This window comes from Bacillus sp. SD127, assembly GCF_058566445.1.
Window position 1 is genome coordinate 1,217,640 of the sequence record NZ_CP191226.1, and the last position, 19,902, is coordinate 1,237,541.

20 protein-coding genes and 1 other annotated feature are annotated in these 19,902 nt (G+C 43.9%); of the genes, 14 read left to right on the forward strand and 6 right to left on the reverse strand.

Features of this window, described 5'->3' with window-relative positions:
* Window positions 1–39 precede the first annotated feature (39 nt).
* From murC to motS, 8 genes are all read left to right on the forward strand, one after another.
* Complete coding sequence (gene murC / locus ACQVGS_RS06260) at window positions 40–1,338, forward strand: UDP-N-acetylmuramate--L-alanine ligase (RefSeq protein ID WP_024122519.1); 1,299 nt, start codon at window positions 40–42, stop codon at window positions 1,336–1,338.
* A gap of 162 nt (window positions 1,339–1,500) precedes the next feature.
* Complete coding sequence (locus ACQVGS_RS06265; RefSeq protein ID WP_151174443.1) at window positions 1,501–1,920, forward strand: DUF948 domain-containing protein; 420 nt, start codon at window positions 1,501–1,503, stop codon at window positions 1,918–1,920.
* Between the two features lie 30 nt (window positions 1,921–1,950).
* Complete coding sequence (locus ACQVGS_RS06270; RefSeq protein WP_151174442.1) at window positions 1,951–2,406, forward strand: YtxH domain-containing protein; 456 nt, start codon at window positions 1,951–1,953, stop codon at window positions 2,404–2,406.
* A 24-nt stretch (window positions 2,407–2,430) separates the two neighbouring features.
* On the forward strand, window positions 2,431–2,757 hold the full coding sequence (ytxJ, locus tag ACQVGS_RS06275; protein ID WP_105953383.1) for a bacillithiol system redox-active protein YtxJ: 327 nt from the start codon (window positions 2,431–2,433) through the stop codon (window positions 2,755–2,757).
* 234 nt (window positions 2,758–2,991) lie between these two features.
* Window positions 2,992–4,068 (forward strand): bifunctional 3-deoxy-7-phosphoheptulonate synthase/chorismate mutase, encoded by a 1,077-nt coding sequence (locus ACQVGS_RS06280; RefSeq protein ID WP_024122514.1) that lies wholly within the window; start codon window positions 2,992–2,994, stop codon window positions 4,066–4,068.
* A 281-nt stretch (window positions 4,069–4,349) separates the two neighbouring features.
* Window positions 4,350–5,354 carry a catabolite control protein A gene (gene ccpA / locus ACQVGS_RS06285; RefSeq protein ID WP_024122513.1) on the forward strand — a complete coding sequence of 335 codons (1,005 nt, stop codon included), beginning with the start codon at window positions 4,350–4,352 and terminating at the stop codon, window positions 5,352–5,354.
* Between the two features lie 69 nt (window positions 5,355–5,423).
* On the forward strand, window positions 5,424–6,242 hold the full coding sequence (gene motP, locus ACQVGS_RS06290) for a flagellar motor protein MotP (protein ID WP_024122512.1): 819 nt from the start codon (window positions 5,424–5,426) through the stop codon (window positions 6,240–6,242).
* A complete protein-coding gene (gene motS, locus ACQVGS_RS06295; protein ID WP_024122511.1) occupies window positions 6,232–6,960 on the forward strand; it encodes a flagellar motor protein MotS in 729 nt (242 codons plus the stop codon). Before motP ends, motS begins: the two co-directional genes overlap by 11 nt.
* Before the next feature lie 11 nt (window positions 6,961–6,971).
* Here motS and ACQVGS_RS06300 read toward each other — a convergent pair whose 3' ends face one another.
* From ACQVGS_RS06300 to acuA, 3 genes are read right to left on the reverse strand one after another with little or no spacing between them, the layout of a single operon-like run.
* Window positions 6,972–8,138: an acetoin utilization protein AcuC gene (locus ACQVGS_RS06300; protein WP_059335601.1), complete on the reverse strand. Its 1,167-nt coding sequence runs from the start codon at window positions 8,136–8,138 to the stop codon at window positions 6,972–6,974.
* Window positions 8,135–8,779 (reverse strand): acetoin utilization AcuB family protein, encoded by a 645-nt coding sequence (locus ACQVGS_RS06305; protein ID WP_024122509.1) that lies wholly within the window; start codon window positions 8,777–8,779, stop codon window positions 8,135–8,137. Before ACQVGS_RS06305 ends, ACQVGS_RS06300 begins: the two co-directional genes overlap by 4 nt.
* A gap of 26 nt (window positions 8,780–8,805) precedes the next feature.
* Window positions 8,806–9,438 carry an acetoin utilization protein acetyltransferase AcuA gene (acuA, locus tag ACQVGS_RS06310; protein WP_069487059.1) on the reverse strand — a complete coding sequence of 211 codons (633 nt, stop codon included), beginning with the start codon at window positions 9,436–9,438 and terminating at the stop codon, window positions 8,806–8,808.
* A 160-nt stretch (window positions 9,439–9,598) separates the two neighbouring features.
* On the opposite strand from acuA, the gene acsA reads away from it, so the two are divergent.
* From acsA to sr7p, 3 genes are all read left to right on the forward strand, one after another.
* The gene (gene acsA / locus ACQVGS_RS06315) at window positions 9,599–11,320 is read left to right on the forward strand and encodes an acetate--CoA ligase (protein WP_024122507.1); all 1,722 of its coding nucleotides are present in this window, start codon (window positions 9,599–9,601) and stop codon (window positions 11,318–11,320) included.
* 54 nt (window positions 11,321–11,374) lie between these two features.
* Window positions 11,375–11,616, forward strand: a binding site (T-box leader).
* Between the two features lie 48 nt (window positions 11,617–11,664).
* Complete coding sequence (gene tyrS / locus ACQVGS_RS06320) at window positions 11,665–12,933, forward strand: tyrosine--tRNA ligase (RefSeq protein ID WP_095714526.1); 1,269 nt, start codon at window positions 11,665–11,667, stop codon at window positions 12,931–12,933.
* Window positions 12,934–13,064: 131 nt separating this feature from the next.
* Window positions 13,065–13,193 carry a small protein SR7P gene (gene sr7p, locus ACQVGS_RS06325; RefSeq protein WP_024122505.1) on the forward strand — a complete coding sequence of 43 codons (129 nt, stop codon included), beginning with the start codon at window positions 13,065–13,067 and terminating at the stop codon, window positions 13,191–13,193.
* Between the two features lie 22 nt (window positions 13,194–13,215).
* Here sr7p and rpsD read toward each other — a convergent pair whose 3' ends face one another.
* Window positions 13,216–13,818 (reverse strand): 30S ribosomal protein S4, encoded by a 603-nt coding sequence (gene rpsD, locus ACQVGS_RS06330; protein WP_024122504.1) that lies wholly within the window; start codon window positions 13,816–13,818, stop codon window positions 13,216–13,218.
* A 294-nt stretch (window positions 13,819–14,112) separates the two neighbouring features.
* Between rpsD and ACQVGS_RS06335 the strand changes: the two genes are divergently transcribed.
* Entirely contained in the window at window positions 14,113–15,855 is a 1,743-nt protein-coding gene (locus ACQVGS_RS06335) for a diguanylate cyclase domain-containing protein (protein ID WP_024122503.1), read from the forward strand.
* Between the two features lie 44 nt (window positions 15,856–15,899).
* Here the strand turns inward: ACQVGS_RS06335 and ACQVGS_RS06340 are convergent, their stop codons facing one another.
* Window positions 15,900–16,388 (reverse strand): GAF domain-containing protein, encoded by a 489-nt coding sequence (locus ACQVGS_RS06340; protein WP_101860116.1) that lies wholly within the window; start codon window positions 16,386–16,388, stop codon window positions 15,900–15,902.
* Between the two features lie 129 nt (window positions 16,389–16,517).
* On the opposite strand from ACQVGS_RS06340, the gene refZ reads away from it, so the two are divergent.
* Window positions 16,518–17,153: a transcriptional regulator RefZ gene (refZ, locus tag ACQVGS_RS06345; protein WP_010335311.1), complete on the forward strand. Its 636-nt coding sequence runs from the start codon at window positions 16,518–16,520 to the stop codon at window positions 17,151–17,153.
* Here the strand turns inward: refZ and hisJ are convergent.
* The gene (hisJ, locus tag ACQVGS_RS06350; protein ID WP_106020268.1) at window positions 17,137–17,943 is read right to left on the reverse strand and encodes a histidinol-phosphatase HisJ; all 807 of its coding nucleotides are present in this window, start codon (window positions 17,941–17,943) and stop codon (window positions 17,137–17,139) included. The two genes, refZ and hisJ, sit on opposite strands and share 17 nt — an antisense overlap.
* Window positions 17,944–18,139: 196 nt before the next feature.
* Here hisJ and ezrA point away from each other — a divergent pair, with 196 nt between their 5' ends.
* Window positions 18,140–19,828, forward strand: a complete 1,689-nt coding sequence (ezrA, locus tag ACQVGS_RS06355; protein ID WP_044153843.1) for a septation ring formation regulator EzrA — start codon at window positions 18,140–18,142, stop codon at window positions 19,826–19,828.
* Window positions 19,829–19,902: the final 74 nt, after the last annotated feature.

Genomic DNA, 19,902 nt, shown 5'->3' on the forward strand with positions numbered 1-19,902 from the left:
ATACTGGGGAACAGATAGACGTTTGTTGGAGGTACAATTATGACTGTTTATCATTTTGTTGGAATAAAAGGGACGGGTATGAGTCCGCTTGCCCAAATACTTCATGATAATGGATATACTGTCCAAGGATCGGATATCGAAAAATTCATTTTTACACAAACGGCGCTTGAAAAAAGAAACATCACTGTTCTTCCTTTTAGCGCGGATAACATCAAACCCGGCATGACAGTTATCGCTGGAAACGCATTCCCAGACACGCACCCTGAGATTGAAAAAGCGATGTCTGACGGAATTCCGGTGATTCGTTATCATAAGTTTTTAGGTGACTACATGAAAAAATTCACCAGTGTCGCGGTTACTGGTGCGCACGGTAAAACGTCGACTACGGGGCTGCTGGCTCACGTTATCCAAAACGCAAAACCGACGTCTTTCTTAATCGGGGACGGAACAGGCCAAGGAAATGAAAACAGCGAATACTTCGTATTTGAAGCGTGCGAATACCGCCGCCATTTCTTAAGCTATCAGCCTGACTACGCGATTATGACGAATATTGATTTTGATCACCCTGATTACTTCTCAAATATTGACGATGTGTTTGACGCTTTTCAGGAAATGGCTCTTCAAGTTAACAAAGGCATTATTGCCTGCGGTGATGATGAGTATCTGCCGAAAATCCATGCGAATGTGCCTGTCGTTTATTACGGCACAGGAGAAGAAAATGATTTTCAAGCGAGAAACATTGTAAAAAGCACAGAAGGGACAACTTTCGATGTCTTTGTCCGCAATACATTCTATGACACATTTTATATTCCTGCGTATGGCCATCATAATGTATTGAACTCATTGGCGGTCATCGCGTTGTGCCATTATGAAGAAATTGACGCCAGCGTTATTAAACATGGCCTTAAATCATTTGGCGGCGTCAAACGCAGATTCAATGAGAAACAGCTCGGAAACCAAGTGTTAATTGATGATTACGCTCATCATCCGACAGAAATAAAAGTGACGATTGAGGCGGCAAGACAGAAATATCCTGATCGTGAAATCGTTGCGGTATTCCAGCCTCATACATTTACGCGGACACAGCAATTCCTTGATGAATTTGCTGAAAGCCTGAGCGGGGCAGACTGTGTGTATTTATGCGACATCTTCGGGTCAGCCCGGGAAAACGCAGGAAAGCTGACGATCGGCGACCTGCAGGGAAAAATTAATAATGCCAAGCTGATTGCAGAAGATGATACATCTGTTTTAAAAGCTCATGATAAAGCCGTTCTCATCTTTATGGGAGCAGGAGATATCCAAAAATATATGAGAGCCTACGAAAACGTCATGGCATAATAAAAAGCAGTGATTTCACTGCTTTTTATTTATCTGAAGAGAAGTCCTCTTAAAGGATTTTTCAAATGTAATGGAGAATAATATGTATACAGCCCAACAGATATGTTTATGATTTTACAAATCGGGTAAACAGCAGTATATCCTGCAGCAAGGAGGTTTAAGATGATTATCATTCTTTATTTAAGCGTTGCACTAATCGCAGTAGCATTTCTCGTCTTAGTGATCTATTTGTCTAAAACACTAAAGTCACTGCAGCTGACATTAAAACATGTTGCATCCACGCTCGAAGGGCTGGAGGGACAAATGAAAAGCATTACCACTGAAACTGCCGAGCTTTTACATAAGACCAACCGCTTGGCTGAAGATATTCAGGAAAAATCAGAAAAGCTGAACACGGTCGTTCATGCTGTTCAAGGGGTGGGAACCTCTGTGCAGCAGTTCAATACATCAATGAAGCAGGCGGCAGGGTCTGTATCGGCATCAGTGAGAGAAAACCAAGATAAAATCAATCAGGTTGTCACCTGGAGCCAAGCAGCAATGGAAATTTGGGAGAAGTGGAAGCGAAAGAAATCAGCTCTTTAAGAGAGAAAAACACTTTGAGGAGGAATAATGATGAGCAAAGATGGAATTAATAGTAAAGATTTTTTAATCGGTACTTTAATCGGAGGAATCATCGGAGCCACCACTGCGCTTTTCCTAGCACCTAAATCTGGGAAAGAACTACGCGACGATCTCGGAAATCAAGCTGTTGCTCTGCGGGATAAAACAGATAAAATGACGGCAGATGCAAAAGAAAAAGGCACACAATATGTCAGCATTGCAAAAGACAAAACATCTAACATCACACAGCTTGTCGCCGATCAGTCAGGACAGATCATGAACAAGGTCAAAGATTTAAGAGACCGTTCAAAATCTGCAAATACCGAGTCATCATCTGCTACGCAAGATATGAAAAATGAAGCAAAGCAGGCGGCTGACGAAGCAAAAGATCAAGTCCTCCAAACGAAAGAAGACGTAAAAGACGAGCTGAAAGATGCACAAAAACAGGCCGAGCACATCAACCGCTGAGCCCGGAAGGAGCAGACTTGACTAATGGCAAAACAGCTAATTCAATCTGAGGAAGAGTTTAAGCGTATTGCAGAAAAGGAAGACACTTTCTTGTTTTTTAAGCACAGCTTAACATGCCCGATCAGCCAAGCCGCATTTCAAGAATTTAATGCCTTTGCAAATCAGCATGAAGAAGTGCCGGCTTACTATCTGCAAGTACAAGAGGCACGGCCCCTGTCAAATTTCATCGCAGAAACATACGGAGTCAAGCACGAAAGCCCTCAAGTTTTCGTGATCCAAAACGGTGAAGTAAAGTGGCATACCTCACATTCACAAATTACAGAAGCGGCGATTGAGCAGCATCTGTCCTAGAAAAAAGCGTCCAGATATGATCTGGCGCTTTTTTTTTGAAAAAAACTATTGATCATTTTCTTCACATCATGTACGATAGCATCATACATTACTTTATCACTTAAAAGCGTTTGGGTAATAAAGTAGACTTTTTTAAAAATTTTGTATTTCAGTATTTCCATTTGGTTTTACTTATAGTAAGATGCATGTTAACTACAAAATAAAAAATGAATGTGCAGGGAAAGGATGAAAAAAATGAGCAACACAGAATTAGAGCTTCTAAGGCAGCAGGCAGACGAATTAAACTTGCAAATTTTAAAATTAATCAACCAGCGCGGAAATGTTGTGAAAGAGATCGGTAAAGCGAAAGAAGCGCAAGGTGTCAATCGCTTTGATCCTGTCAGAGAACGCACAATGTTAAATAAAATCATTGAAAACAATGACGGACCATTCGAAAATTCTACTATCCAGCACATTTTTAAAGAAATCTTTAAAGCGGGTTTAGAGCTTCAGGAGGAAGACCACAGCAAAGCGCTTCTTGTTTCCCGTAAGAAAAAACCTGAAGATACAATCGTTGATATCAAAGGTGAAAAAGTCGGAGACGGCCAGCAAAGATTTATCGTCGGACCATGTGCGGTTGAGAGCTATGAGCAGGTGGCTGAAGTGGCTGCGGCTGCTAAAAAACAAGGGATTAAAATTCTCCGCGGAGGAGCCTTTAAGCCTCGTACGAGCCCATACGATTTCCAAGGCCTCGGTGTAGAAGGACTCCAAATCTTAAAACGTGTAGCGGATGAATTTGATCTGGCTGTTATCAGCGAAATCGTAACTCCGGCTCATATTGAAGAAGCGCTTGACTACATTGATGTAATTCAGATCGGTGCGCGTAATATGCAGAACTTTGAATTGCTGAAAGCTGCAGGTTCCGTGAAAAAGCCTGTGCTTCTGAAACGCGGACTTGCTGCAACGATCTCGGAATTCATCAATGCAGCTGAATACATTATGGCACAAGGCAATGATCAAATTATCCTTTGTGAGCGCGGTATCAGAACATACGAAACAGCAACGAGAAACACGCTCGATATTTCAGCTGTGCCAATTCTGAAACAGGAAACGCATTTGCCGGTCTTTGTTGATGTGACGCATTCAACAGGCCGCCGCGACCTCCTTCTTCCGACAGCTAAAGCCGCTTTAGCGATCGGTGCTGACGGCGTAATGGCAGAGGTTCATCCTGATCCATCAGTCGCACTTTCTGACTCTGCTCAGCAAATGGCGATCCCTGAATTCGAAAAATGGCTGAATGAACTGAAACCAATGGTGAAAGTCAACGCCTAATGGAATGAGATCAATACAAAAGGCCGCATATGCGGCCTTTTTTTGCGCTTTCTCGTTTATTTAATTATAAAACTCAAGTATACGTTTTCATCATCTATAAAAACGTGTATAATTTCATGAGAAGTATTTAAATTTGATGAATAATGAAAAATAATGTAGACTACTGACTTACGCTTACAAATCATAAACGACATAAATTCGGACATTATGACATTTCTCTACATAAAGTGTTTATGCTATAGATAAGGATAAGTGTATCCAGTAAAAGGAGTGGTTTTAGGATGAGCAATATTACGATCTACGACGTAGCGAGAGAAGCTAATGTAAGCATGGCAACCGTTTCCCGTGTCGTGAATGGAAACCCGAATGTAAAACCGACAACGAGAAAAAAAGTCTTGGAAGCCATTGACCGTCTCGGCTACCGTCCAAACGCGGTGGCAAGAGGGCTTGCAAGCAAAAAAACAACAACTGTAGGTGTCATCATTCCTGATATCTCAAGCATTTTCTATTCAGAGCTTGCGCGCGGAATTGAAGATATCGCGACAATGTATAAATATAACATCATTTTGAGCAACTCTGACCAAAACTTGGAGAAAGAGCTGCACTTATTAAACACAATGCTCGGCAAACAGGTCGACGGCATCGTATTTATGGGCGGAAACATTACGGACGAGCATGTAGCGGAATTTAAGCGTTCGCCAGTGCCGATCGTGCTTGCCGCTTCTGTTGAAGAGCAAGGTGAAACACCATCAGTCGCAATTGATTACGAGCAGGCGATTTATGACGCGGTGAAGCTTTTGGTTGATAAGGGGCACACTGATATCGCGTTTGTTTCCGGCCCGATGACAGAACCGATCAACCGCTCAAAGAAACTGCAAGGCTACAAACGGGCGCTTGAAGAGGCGAATCTTCCGTTTAATGAACAATTTGTCGCTGAAGGTGATTACACGTATGATTCCGGACTTGAGGCGCTTCAGCATCTCATGAGCCTGGACAAAAAACCGACAGCGATTCTTTCCGCAACTGATGAAATGGCGCTCGGCATTATTCATGCCGCTCAGGATCAAGGCCTGTCCATTCCTGAGGATCTCGACATTATCGGCTTTGATAATACGAGATTAAGCTTGATGGTTCGGCCGCAGCTTTCAACAGTAGTTCAGCCGACGTATGATATTGGCGCGGTTGCCATGAGACTGCTGACAAAGCTCATGAATAAAGAGCCGGTGGAAGAGCATATTGTCGAATTGCCGCATCGTATAGAGTTAAGACAGTCAACCAAGTCATAAGAAAAACAAGAAAGCAAGCTTCACCTCTAGGGTGGATTCTTGCTTTTTTCGTATGAGTGAGGAGAAATGATGAAACGTTTTGATTATCTTACACCTGTTGGTTTTGTGTTAGGAACAATTATTATTGTGATTGGAATTATTTCCGGATCGGGAGTAAGCGGTTTCCGCTCTTTTCTAGATCTGACTTCTTTCTTTATCGTAACAGGAGGACTTTGCGCCGCTGTTTTTATCAGTTTTCCGCCGAGAGAGCTGAAAAAAACGCCCACTGTGTTAAAGCAGGCATTTATCCGCCAGGAAGACAATGTAAAAGATCTTGTGAAAACCTTCGTTTCCCTTTCCGATCATGCGCGCAAACATGGGCTTTTATCACTTGATGACCAGGCCAGAGAAATCAGAGATCCATTCTTGAAAAAGGGGCTGCTTCTGGCGGTTGACGGCTGGGATGAAGAAACGATTCGGCTTGTCATGGATTCAGAAATTGCAGCAATGGAGGAACGGCACCGCAAAGGCCGGCGTGTTTTGGAGAAGGCGGGGGAATTCGCTCCGGCATGGGGCATGATCGGGACACTGGTCGGGCTGGTGCTGATGCTCAAAAACTTAAATGACCCTGATATGCTCGGCCCGAATATGGCTGTTGCACTTTTGACGACTTTATACGGATCATTGCTGGCAAACATGGTATTTAACCCGATTGCGGCTAAGCTCGAAGAAAAAACAGAAAGTGAAATCTTCATCAAACAGGTAATGGTGGAAGGTATCATCGGGATACAATCCGGAAAAAATCCGCGGAATCTGGAAAGCCAGCTCGTCGTTTTCAGTTCTCGGGAAGAATGGCGGAAGCAGCATAATCAAGTAAAGACAAAAAAGGGATCTGTACATGAAGCTTAGAAGAGAGCGCTTTGAACGAAGGAATGGAAACGGGAAAAACAATCAATCATCCTCGGGCTGGATGGTCACCTTTACAGATCTGGTTACGCTGATCCTTGTGTTCTTTATTTTACTTTTTTCGATGTCGCAGATCGATCTGCAGAAATTTAAAGCAGCGGTGAACTCGATCCAAAAGGAAGGCAGCGGACTTCAGCCAGACCAAACAGCCATCGATCAAAAAGACACGCCGTCAGCCGATGCAAAGAAGCAAGAGAATCAGCAGGATCAACTGCTGCAAAAAGTGAATACATACATTCAAGAGCACCAGCTGAAGGCGAAAATGACAGCAAAGCGGGATGAACGCGGTGTCGTGCTCGTTCTTCAGGAAGCGGTGCTGTTTGATTCAGGCGAGGCTAAAGTGTTGGAAAATGCTGAAACGCTTCTTCACCAAATTGCAGTTCTTCTTCAGACTATTCCAAATGATATTCAGGTGGAGGGCCATACAGACAGCCGAAATATTTCAACGTACAGGTATCCGTCCAACTGGGAGCTATCCGCAGCACGGGCAAGCGGAGTGATTCAATATTTCACATCAAAAGAGAAACTCCCGTCGAAGCGATTTATCGCTGTTGGCTATGCGGATACAAAGCCTGTAAAGGATAACAAAACAAATGAACACATGAAGGAAAACAGACGTGTAGAAATCGTCATCAAAAAATCAAAAACGACCTCTTCGTGAAGGTCGTTTTTTTATTTTGTTTTTTCCTGACGCTCTGATCGTATCGCGTATAACGCTTTGCTGACGGTTTGGGCATTTTTTTCTGTAATTTCTGGCTTGCGTGGAATCGGCGGATATAAATCGGCGGGATCGCTCCAACTGGACGGAAGGGTGACTGGGCATTGCTTTTGCCATTTTGCGATCCATTCAGATGGAATGTCATGTCCCGGATCGATCCCTTTCATTTCAAGCCATACTCGGGCCCAGGCACGGGGCACCACACGCCAAATATCATATCCGCCTCCTCCGACGGCGATCCATCTTCCGCCGCAATATTGATGCGCTAAAGCGTGAGCGAGCCGCGGAATCTGTTCGTAAATGGCAATCGTTGCTGACAAATGCGTCAGCGGATCGTAGTAATGGGCATCAGCTCCATTTTGGCTGATAATCACATCCGGCTGAAAATAAGCGGCGATTTCTGAAGCTGCTGTCTGGTAAGCCTCAATAAATGAATCATCCTCCGTAAAAGCATCAAGCGGGATATTAAAGGAATATCCGTAGCCTTTTCCGCTGCCTTTTTCCTGAATCTGACCGGTTCCGGGGAATAAATACCGTCCCGTTTCATGAATGGACAGGGTGCATACGTTGGGATTATCATAAAACGCAAATTGCACACCGTCTCCGTGATGGGCGTCCGTATCAATATACAGCACCTTGGCTTGATATTTTTTCTGAATATACTGAATCGCTACAGCGCTGTCGTTGTATATGCAAAATCCAGAAGCCCTTCCGCGAAACCCGTGGTGCAGGCCTCCCCCAAGGTTGGCAGCATGCAGTGCTTGTCCAGACATGACATAATCCGCAGCTGTTAAGGTTCCGCCGACTAATAGTGAGGCAGCTTCATGCATGCCTGCAAAGACGGGTGTATCTTCAGTGCCGAGCCCGTAGCTTTCCCCTTCTTCGGGTGGAAGTTTTCCGGCGCCGGCAAGCTGTACTGCCTGAATATAATCGTCCGTATGCACAAGAGCCAGCTCATCTTCCGCCGCAAGCCGGGGACTGACGATATCCCCCTCGTCAAAGGCATCCATCGATTTGAGCAAATCATATGTCAGCAGAACACGCTGCTGATTAAAGGGGTGCTCCTGATGAAACATATAAGTCTGATAAGAGGGAGAATAAATAAACACACTGTCCCTCATAGCTGATCCCTGTGCTCTGACGGCCATACGATGAGATGCCCGTTTTTTTGCAATTCCTGCAAAAACGGCAGCGGATTCATCGTCTTGACACGGAATACAAGCACTTTTGCGCCGGAATCGTCATGGGGATAGACAAGAACGCTCAGTATTTTTACCTGAAGTCTTTGGCAGAGGCTGCTGATATCGGCGAGGCTTTTTGTGATGTCATTTACTTTTATCTCAACCTGCGATCCGGGCTGGTCAGCGCCTGTCAGCTTCACAAAAGTCCGCAGCAAATCGGTTTTTGTCAGAATGCCGATTAACTTGTGATGCTGCACGACTGGAAGGCAGCCGATGCCGTGCTCGTAGAAAACTGCTGATATTTCTTCAACAAAATCAAGCGGATGGGCGCACACGACGTCTTTTTTCATAATGGATTCAACGCTTCGTGTGAGAAAACGGCTGCGTTTGCTTTCTTCAAATATGCTGGGGCTGGCCTGTTTCATATCTCTGTCTGTAATCATCCCAATCACATGGCGGTCTTCATTAATAACAGGCAAATGCCTGATATGAAATTCCTTCAGCTTGTGTATTGCCGTTTCAAGCGTATCCGTTTTCGTTAATGTGATGACATCCTTTTTCATGATTTGCTCAACAATCATTATCTTTTCCCCTTTGTCAGTGTCAGTTAATACATATAACGATGATAAAAACGGAGCCTGTCAAATCGTTCAATTGATTCCTGGCTGACGTTTTTTCCGATGCGCGCCATCAGGCAGTTCGCAGGATGGGAGCTGATCTCTGGCTCATCGGTGGCAAACCAGACCAATCCGCCTGCGTTCATCATTTTCTCCATGATCTTTCTGTACTCCCACACATCCTTTTTCATCCCTTTTAAATCCCAATGCCAGTAATATTCTGTCGTCATCACAATGTAGTTCTCCATTTGTTCGTCCATCATGCTGACGGTCAGAAGTGTTTTTCCGACAGAACATCCCCGGTATTCCGGCGCCACCTCAATGGCTCCGAGCTCAAGCAAATCCTCCATATTTCCTTCTGACCATCTTTCGAGCGGGTCAGGGTATAGATACGTTACATAGCCGACAATGGCCTGGCCGTCTCTGGCAATGATAATGCGTCCCTCAGGAAGGCCGGCAATATCGACTAATGCTTCATGCTGTTCCCGGGGCGGCCGAAATGCGGTCAAATCCTTATGAAACTCATAACCTGCCAAGTCTTCTGGAGAGACAGGCCCTTCTATCAGTAAGGAGCCGGTTGCTGTTTTGATGTTTGCAGAGTGATATGTTTTATGATGTTCCACTGATTCACCGTCCCATCAATTTCTATAAAAAATACATGCCTCCTTTAAGAATAACAAATTATAAAGCGTTTTCAACATGGTTTATATTTTAAAAATTGAGAAGAATATGAATATATACTATAATAAATGTGACAACTTCAGCAAAGGGGGATGTTTTGACATGAATTTGAAAGCGTTACCAGCTATAGAGGGGGATCATAACCTAGAAAACTACGATGAAACGTATCGGCAATTTGATTGGTCCGAAGCGGAAAAACATTTCTCTTGGCATAAGACAGGGAAATTGAACGCGGCTTATGAAACGATAGACCGCCACGCCGAATCTTTTCGGAAAAACAAAGTAGCGCTTTATTATAAGGACGCAAAACGGGATGAAAAATACACATTTAAAGAAATGAAAGAAGAAACAAACAGAGCCGGGAATGTACTGAGACGGTATGGAAATGTGGAAAAAGGGGACCGCGTTTTTATTTTTATGCCGAGATCACCCGAGCTTTATTTTATTATGCTAGGCGCTATCAAAATCGGCGCAATCGCCGGGCCGTTATTTGAAGCGTTTATGGAGGGGGCTGTTAAGGACCGGCTGCAAAACAGCGAGGCAAAGGTTGTCGTCACGACGCCTGAGCTTTTGGAAAGGATTCCGGTTGAAAAGCTGCCTGATTTACAGCATATATTCATAGTCGGCGGCCAGGCTGAAAAGAGAGGAACAAACATCATTCATTATGATGAAGTGGCTAAGCATGAGAGCACAAGACTGGACATTGAATGGATGGACAGGAAAGACGGCTATTTGCTTCACTATACATCAGGATCTACGGGTACGCCGAAGGGTGTGCTTCATGTCCATGAGGCGATGGTTCAGCAGTATCAGACAGGAAAATGGGTCCTTGATTTAAAGGAAGAGGACATTTATTGGTGCACGGCCGACCCAGGCTGGGTGACTGGAACGGTGTACGGGATTTTTGCGCCGTGGCTGAACGGAGCGACAAATGTTATTGTCGGCGGACGATTCAGCCCGGAAAGCTGGTATGGAACGATTGAGCAGCTTGGCGTAAACGTCTGGTACAGCGCGCCGACTGCCTTTCGAATGCTGATGGGAGCCGGAGATGAGATGGCTGCCAAATATGATCTGACTTCACTCCGCCATGTGCTGAGTGTCGGTGAACCTTTAAACCCGGAAGTGATCAGATGGGGGCATAAAGTTTTTAATAAACGGATTCATGATACATGGTGGATGACAGAGACGGGCGGACAGCTGATCTGCAACTATCCTTGCATGGATATTAAACCAGGCTCGATGGGAAAACCGATTCCCGGTGTAGAAGCAGCAATCGTTGACAATCAGGGGAACGAGCTTCCGCCGTATCGAATGGGGAACCTCGCCATTAAAAAGGGCTGGCCTTCTATGATGCACACGATTTGGAACAACCCTGAAAAATACGAATCTTATTTTATGCCTGGCGGATGGTATGTGTCGGGTGATTCTGCCTACATGGATGATGAAGGGTATTTTTGGTTCCAAGGCAGAGTGGACGATGTCATCATGACCTCCGGTGAGCGTGTCGGACCATTTGAAGTGGAAAGCAAGCTTGTCGAACATCCGGCAATTGCGGAGGCGGGGGTCATTGGAAAACCTGATCCCGTGCGCGGCGAAATCATCAAAGCCTTTATCGCTCTCAGAGAAGGGTTTGAGCCGTCTGATAAACTGAAGGAAGAAATCCGCCAATTTGTCAAACAAGGCCTTGCAGCCCATGCGGCTCCGCGTGAAATTGAATTTAAGGATAAGCTGCCAAAAACACGGAGCGGTAAAATCATGAGACGTGTGCTGAAGGCGTGGGAACTGAATCTTCCGGCCGGAGACCTGTCAACGATGGAGGATTAAAAGGCGCCGTTGACACGGGATTTTATTTATGTTAAAAATGATATAGCTTCATATGAAAAGGTAAAGATTGAGACAAGTAGAATATCCTTACGTTCCAGAGAGCTGATGGCCGGTGAAAATCAGCACAGACGGATATATCGAATACACTCATGAACCGCTTTTGCAAACAAAGCCGCTCAGGCTTTCAGTAGTGAAAGAACGGACCTGATCCGTTATCAGGCAAAGTGATAAGAGCGAAAAGCTGTATGTATGCTCTTATTAGTAGGGTGGTACCGCGATAATCAATCGTCCCTTCGTTTACACGAAGGGGCGTTTTTATTTTATTAAAAAAGGAGCTTTATCTCATGACAAACTTACTTGAAGACTTATCCTTCCGCGGATTGATTCAGCAAATGACGGATGAAGAAGGACTGAATAAACAGCTGAACGAAGAAAAAATCCGCCTGTACTCAGGCTTTGATCCGACAGCAGACAGCTTGCATATCGGGCACCTGCTGCCCATTTTAACACTCCGCCGTTTTCAGCTTGCGGGGCACCATCCGATTGCGCTTGTGGGCGGCGCGACGGGTTTAATCGGCGATCCGAGCGGAAAAAAAGCTGAGCGTACATTAAACACGGCTGATATTGTTGTCGAATGGTCGCAAAAAATCAAACATCAGCTTTCAAGATTTCTTGATTTTGAGTCAGCGGAAAACCCGGCTGTTATGGCAAATAACTACGACTGGATCGGAAACATGAATGTGATCGACTTCCTTCGTGACGTCGGCAAAAACTTCGGCATCAATTACATGCTGGCAAAAGATACAGTCAGCTCCAGAATCGAATCCGGCATCTCTTACACGGAATTCAGCTACATGATTCTTCAATCTTATGATTTCTTAAACCTGTACAGAGAGAAAAACTGTAAGCTGCAAATCGGCGGAAGCGATCAATGGGGCAACATTACAGCTGGCCTTGAGCTGATCAGAAAATCTGAAGAAGAAGGAGCAAAAGCATTCGGTCTTACCATTCCGCTTGTAACGAAAGCGGACGGCACAAAATTCGGAAAAACCGAAGGCGGCGCAATTTGGCTTGATAAAGAAAAAACGTCCCCATATGAGTTCTATCAATTCTGGATCAATACAGACGACCGTGATGTAGTGAAATATTTAAAATACTTCACGTTCCTTTCAAAGGAAGAAATCGAAGAATATGCTGAAAAAACTGAAACAGCACCTGAAAAGCGTGAAGCGCAAAAACGCCTGGCAGAAGAAGTGACAGCGCTCGTTCACGGACGCGAGGCACTGGAGCAAGCGATTAATATTTCCCAAGCATTGTTCAGCGGCAATATTAAAGAGCTTTCTGCCCAAGACGTAAAAATCGGTTTTAAAGATGTGCCTTCTCTAGAAAAAGACAGCGCTGAAGAACTGTCACTCGTAGATGTGCTGGTTGAATCGAAACTGTCACCGTCTAAACGCCAAGCCCGTGAAGATATTAAAAACGGAGCCGTTTACATTAACGGTGAACGCCAGACAGAAATTGACTATATCTTATCTGCTGAAGACCGCATTGAAGATCAATTTACTGTTCTGCGCCGCGGGAAGAAAAAATACTTCCTTGTCACATATAAATAAGAAAAAAACATCCTTTGCTTAATTGGCAAAGGATGTTTTTGGTTTAGCGCATAGGAATTTGAGGGAAAGAGTATATTAGATAGGGCAAACACGACCATTCACCACCTTTTCAATAGGAGGGAGAGCTCACCGTGAATCTCATGTGTACGATCGCCAAAGAAAGATTGCAGCGGGATTATTGGGAGCAGCAGACCAGAGAAAGTGTTGTCCAGCAGGAAACGGTAGAAGAATCAGACGAAAAAAAACCCCCGACCGCATAGCGGCTGGGGGTTTTTTAAACGATTAACGAGAGTAGAACTCAACGATAAGCGCTTCGTTAATTTCCGGAGCAAGTTCAGAACGCTCTGGAAGACGAGTGAATGTACCTTCAAGCTTTTCAGCGTCGAAAGTAAGGTATTCAGGAACGAAGTTGTTTACTTCAACAGATTCTTTGATGATAGAAAGGTTTCTTGATTTTTCGCGAACACCGATTGTTTGACCAGCTTTTACTTGGTAAGACGGGATGTCAACGCGGCTTCCGTCTACAGTAATGTGGCCATGGTTAACCAATTGGCGAGCTTGACGGCGAGTACGCGCTAAACCTAGCTTGTACACAACGTTATCAAGACGAGAATCTAAAAGAATCATGAAGTTTTCGCCGTGTTTACCAGTCATTTTTGCAGCTTTGTCAAACAATGTACGGAATTGACGTTCGTTTACACCGTACATGTGACGAAGCTTTTGCTTTTCTTGCAATTGCAAACCGTATTCTGATAATTTTTTACGTTGTCCTGGGCCGTGTGGACCTGGAGCGTAAGGGCGTTTTTCTAATTCTTTTCCTGTTCCGCTAAGAGAGATTCCTAGACGGCGGGACAGTTTCCAAGATGGACCTGTATAGCGAGCCATAATGTGACTCCTCCTTTGGTTTTATTTTTGTGGAAAATAAAAACCGTCTGTTCTATTCGACCATGGACATTTTGTTTTCATGTATCCTCGCTCCAGCAGCAGAGAGTTACACGATACACCTTACTGATAAGGAACAAAATGAAAACATAGAAGCTGAACAAAAAGGCTGCAATATTTCACACAAAGGTCATTATATAATTTATTTGTTTTGAAGTCAACCATTCATCCATTATCGCTTTGCTGTTTATGATATAATAAACAAAAATTAGTGGTAAACTTTTTAGGTGATAAAACATGATAGAACAAACAAAAGATCAATTACCCGCCTTTCGTTATCATATGCTCGATTTTTTATTAACCAAATCTGTAAAGGTCTCATTCACCGACTCTCTTTTATGGCTGACATCGGCTATTCAAACATATTTTCCATCACTTTGCGTATCCCTTTTACCGTCTCCATCTGATCACATGGCACAAATGGCAGAGGATGAAGTGCATTTTTCTGCATCGAAAATAAATGCCTCATTTTATGTTATCGAGGATCATGTCTCCGGCAGGAGCTTTCATTTAACATGCAGGCAGGACGGAGTGTTTCCGGAAGAGCTTCCGGATTTGATTTCTTCTTTTTTGAATCAGTCAATGAAACAGGAAAGACTTTATATCAAAACAATCTATCAAAAAAAGATATACAAGATGACAGAACTGTTCCATTCGCTGCTCGACCAGACGGAAGTGTTGAAGAAGCTTCTTGAAAGCTTACACACCACGTTTCCCCTGTTTCAATTTTCTCTGTTTATTTCTCATGATCAGGACCAATGTATAGGTGTTCCTGCAAAGGAACTGTATATGGAAGGGGAAGATGCCGATTCCTTTGCGCTTAAAGTCTATCTATCCGGGAACATTTTGCGGAAAAATGAAACGGTCGCTTACATCCCAATTAAAGGGCAGCAGGGAACGTACGGCGTTCTGATGGCAGGTGGGGCGGGAGACAGTCCTCTTACCGACGTGTACCTTGATGAAATGTCACTGATAGCAAATGCGGCGGGAAAGGCGTTTGAAAATGCCCAGCTCTATGAACAATCCAAAACAAGTATTGCAAACTTGGAATTAATTAATGAAACATCGCGCCGTCTCAACCAGCGGCTGACGCTGACGGATACGATGAACGATCTTGCTGTGAGAATGGCTGAATCATTTCATGCTGAAGAAGTGGGTTTTTTCCATATTGACCATTTTGAACATCAGACACTGCTTCCCGGGAGCACAGCATTTTTTAAAGAAACGAAGTCGTCTGATATATATAATGAAATAAAAGAAAAACTGTACGAAGGTGAGAATGGCGTTTTTATCGGAAATGGACAGTCTGTGTTTGGAAAAGCCGGATACGGTTCACTTATGGCTGTTCCGATGATGGAGAATGACCAGCTCCTGGGATTTGCCGTTTTGCTGAAAAAGGAAATGTACGCTTTTACATTTGAAATGTACAAGCTGTTCCAAGCGCTGATTCATCACGCAACGCTGGCTGTGACCAATTCGATGCTTCGCGACCGCCTTGAGCATCTGGTGAAAACGGATCAGTTGACAGAGCTGTATTCAAGAGTCTATTTAGATGAAAAAATTCAATACAGCATGAAAATTCATCAAAAAGGCGTTTTTATTCTTGTTGATATTGATAATTTTAAAAATGTAAATGATACGTACGGACATCAGACAGGGGACGAGATTTTAATACAGGTCGCTTCCGTTATCAAAAGCAATATTCGAAAGCATGATGTCGGCGCCCGCTGGGGGGGCGAGGAGCTGGCGGTTTACCTTCCGAATGTGACGGTTGCTGTCGGGAAACGGATTACCGAAAGGCTTGTTTGTGCGGTGAGAAAAAGCACGAAGCCTGAGGTGACGATTTCATGCGGAATCTCCTGCTGGGACTCAGAATCGAAAAAATCCTTGAAGGAGCTTGTTCACGAGGCCGACGAAGCGCTTTACACCGCGAAACGCAGCGGGAAAAACCGTTTGATGATTCACGAGTCGATAAAATGAAAAAAGCCCAAAACGCTACATGTTTTGGGCTTTTGTTGTATGCTCTACACTAAAGCTTTTTCAAGGATTTCTGCAAATTGTGTAAGATACTTTTCATCGATCTCATCAAATCGGTTTTTGACAGGGCTGTCAATGTCCAAAACGCCGACTAGGTTTCCGTCTACATGAATCGGAAGCACAATTTCTGATTGAGATGCTGCATCACAGGCGATATGTCCCGGAAATGCGTTTACATCCGCAACTCGCTCTACTTTTCCGTTTGCATATGCTGTTCCGCAAACGCCTTTGCCGAAAGGAATACGGACACATGCCGGCAGACCTTGAAATGGCCCTAACACAAGCTGTCCTTCCCCTTCTTTAGCAAAATAGAAACCGGCCCAGTTGACCTCAGGCAATGAATGATAAAGCAGTGCTGACGCATTTGCGTAGTTTGCAATTTGGTCTGTTTCGTCTTCTGTTATGGCTTCGAGCTGTTTGAGCAGAAGCTGGTAGTCTTTTTCTTTATCTCCAGATTGTTGTTCGACATGAAACATGGAAAACCCTCACTTTTTCTATAATATAAAACAAAATCCCGGCTTTTCTGCCGGCATTTGTCGATAAGTTCTTACAGGAACAGCCGGTCTCCGCCTTGAATTTGTAACAAGAGGAAGGAGTGAGCCGGTATGAAAGTAAGCACCAAAGACAAAATTATTGAATCTGCTGTCATGCTCTTTAACCAAAAAGGATTTTCTGGCACATCTGTCCGTGAAATTGCAAAGTCAGCTGATGTAAATGTTGCGCACATCTCCTACTATTTTAAAGGCAAAGGAGGTTTGATGGAACACTTAGTTTCAGAGTTTTACGAAGGCTACAATAAAACACTTGAAACAGCGGCAGGCAACATCTCTTTTCAAAGCACGCAGGAACAGCTTCTCCAATTGGTTTTCGATATTTTATCCTATCAGCATAACAATCGTCAATTAACTCGGTTTGTCTACCGGGAAGTCACCATTGATTCGACTTTAATAAGGGAAATAATGTCGACGTACCTGATGAAGGAAAAGTATATCTTCCAGCTGATTATTGAGGAAGGAGAAAAACAGCGAGAACATTTAACGCTGCCGCTGCCTCATTTTATTCTTCAATTAAAATCTCTCTTGATGATGCCCTATCTCCAGCCTCAATATATTTCAGAAGTGCTCTATATGCAGCCGCACGAGCCGTACTTTTATAAAATGTATTTTGAGGAAATCAAGATTTGGATCAGAAGCGTATTCCGGACAGGAGACATGCGGTCACAAATTAGCGCAGTTCAGTAAATTTCTCATACGCGTATCCGACATCACCCGCTTGATGGGCATCAGACCCGAATACAAGCGGGATGTTTTTTTGCTTCGCCGCCTCAATCATCCAATCCTCCAGATAAATATCCCCCGCGTATGTTTTTCTCAGACCTGATGTATTAAAGTCGAGCTCCATTCCGTTTTCCTTGACAGCGTTCAGGCACTCAGAAGCAAGTCTGTGAATATGATCGGACATTTTATAAGGAAACAGCCTGATGAATTTTTTAACGAGTGTGATGTGACCGACTCTTTTTGGCTTATAGGCGCCGAGAGATGCTACAATAGAAGAATAAATGCTGCGGTAATACAGTTCATATACAGCTTCGATGCTTCCGCACTCTGAGATCAGCTTTTTAAATGTATGCTCATCATAGTCGAGGCACAGATAAGACGAGCTTGTGCGCAAAAAATGAACGGATAAGATGCTGTCATCTAAAAATGGGCCGTATGTATTCAGAAACGATTTGATTTCATCTTCGTATTCAGCAATATAATCGACCTCAAGCCCGGTCCGTATGTCAAGCTGTCCGCGATATTCTTTTTTTAATCCGGAAATTTCATTAATGTAGCGTTCCAAAGAGGCTTGCGCCATCGCGCTGTCTTTTTGCGGTGTCGGATCGGTAAAAGAGGGAGGCAAAGGAGCGTGCTCTGTAAACGTAATTGATTGAAAGCCTTTTTTTATCGCTTCCTCCGCATATTGTCTGAGTGTGTCTGTTGTTCCGTGAGGGCAAAATGGTGTGTGAATATGTCCGTCTCGCTTTAGCATTGGTGTCACCCCGTGAAAAAATAGTCAAATCCTGCCGATTTTGCACAAAAAGTTTTTGATTTCTGCTCAAAAAATGTTGGTTACATGGTATCATAATAACAATGAAAACGACAGTTTTTCTCAATACATATCCTGAAATCTTTCTGAATAAATAAAACACCCTGACAGATTAAGGTTAACAGCAAGGGGGCTCATTATGGAGTTTGTCATTGGATTATTAATTGTACTGCTCGCGCTGTTTGCGGCGGGCTACTTTTTCAGGAAAAAAATCTACACGGAAATTGATCGTTTGGAATCTTGGAAGATTGAAATTCTCAATCGATCGATAGTGGAAGAAATGTCCAAAATTAAACATCTGAAAATGACGGGGCAGACAGAAGAGTTCTTTGAGAAATGGCGTGAAGAATGGGATGAGATTGTCACTGCCCATATGCCGAAAGTTGAAGAGCTCCTTTACGATGCCGAAGAATGCGCGGACAAATACCGGTTTAAAAAAGCCAATCAAGTGCTCGTTCATATCGACGATCTCCTGACAGCGGCGGAATCGAACATTGAAAAGATACTCCGGGAAATCAGCAATCTCGTCACAAGTGAAGAAAAGAGCCGCGAAGAGATTGAACAGGTAAGAGAACGCTACTCAAAGTCCCGAAAAAACCTGCTGGCATACAGCCACCTTTACGGAGAGCTTTATGACAGCCTTGAAGCAGATCTTGACGAGATTTGGAGCGGGATCAAACAGTTTGAAGAAGAGACAGAGGGCGGGAACTATATTACTGCAAGAAAAGTTCTCCTTGAGCAGGACCGCAATCTAGAACGGCTTCAGTCGTACATAGATGATGTGCCGAAACTGTTAGCCGACTGCAAGCAGACGCTGCCGGGCCAGATTGCAAAGCTCAAAGACGGATATCGCGAAATGAAAGAGAAAGGGTATAAGCTTGAGCATATCCAGATTGATAAGGAACTGGAAAACCTGTCAAATCAGCTGAAACGGGCAGAACATGTTTTGATGACTGAGCTGGATATTGATGAAGCATCTGCCATACTGCAGCTCATAGACGAAAATATTCAATCTGTTTACCAGCAGCTCGAGGGTGAAGTTGAAGCAGGCCAATCTGTGTTAAGCAAAATGCCTGAGCTGATCATTGCTTACGATAAGCTGAAAGAAGAGAAGGAGCAGACAAAGGCGGAAACTGAACTGGTGAAGGAAAGCTACAGACTGACAGCTGGTGAGCTAGGCAAACAGCAGGCCTTTGAAAAGCGCATTGATGAAGTCGGCAAGCTGCTTGCGTCAGTAAAAGATAAGCTGGATGCAGAGCATGTCGCCTACTCTCTTTTAGTTGAAGAGGTTGCATCAATTGAGAAGCAGATTGAAGAAGTGAAAAAAGACCATACGGATTACCGTGAAAAGCTGCAGGCTCTTAGAAAAGAAGAACTGCAGGCGAGAGAGACACTTGGCAATCTGAAAAAAACAATTTCTGAAACAGCAAGACTGCTGAAGACAAGCAACATCCCGGGCATCCCGAGTCATATTCAAGAGATGCTGGAAAACGCGCATCATCACATTCAAGAAACGGTCAATCAATTAAACGAAATTCCTTTAAATATGGAAGAGGCCGGAGCCCATCTGAAACAAGCGGAAGATATCGTGAACAGGGCAAGCCGGGAATCAGAGGAACTGGTAGAGCAGGTTATGCTGATTGAAAAAATCATTCAGTTCGGAAACCGATTCAGAAGCCAGAACCATATTTTATCTGAACAGCTGAAAGAAGCGGAAAGACGGTTTTACGCTTATGATTATGAAGAATCCTATGAAATTGCGGCTGCAGCTGTAGAGAAAGCTGCGCCAGGTGCTGTGAAAAAAATAAAAGCTGATTTATCCGCTTAAATTCAGATCGTAAAAAAGAGCCCGCAGTTTATGAGCGGGCTCTTTTTTATTAAAAAAACGCCTGCGCAGTAACG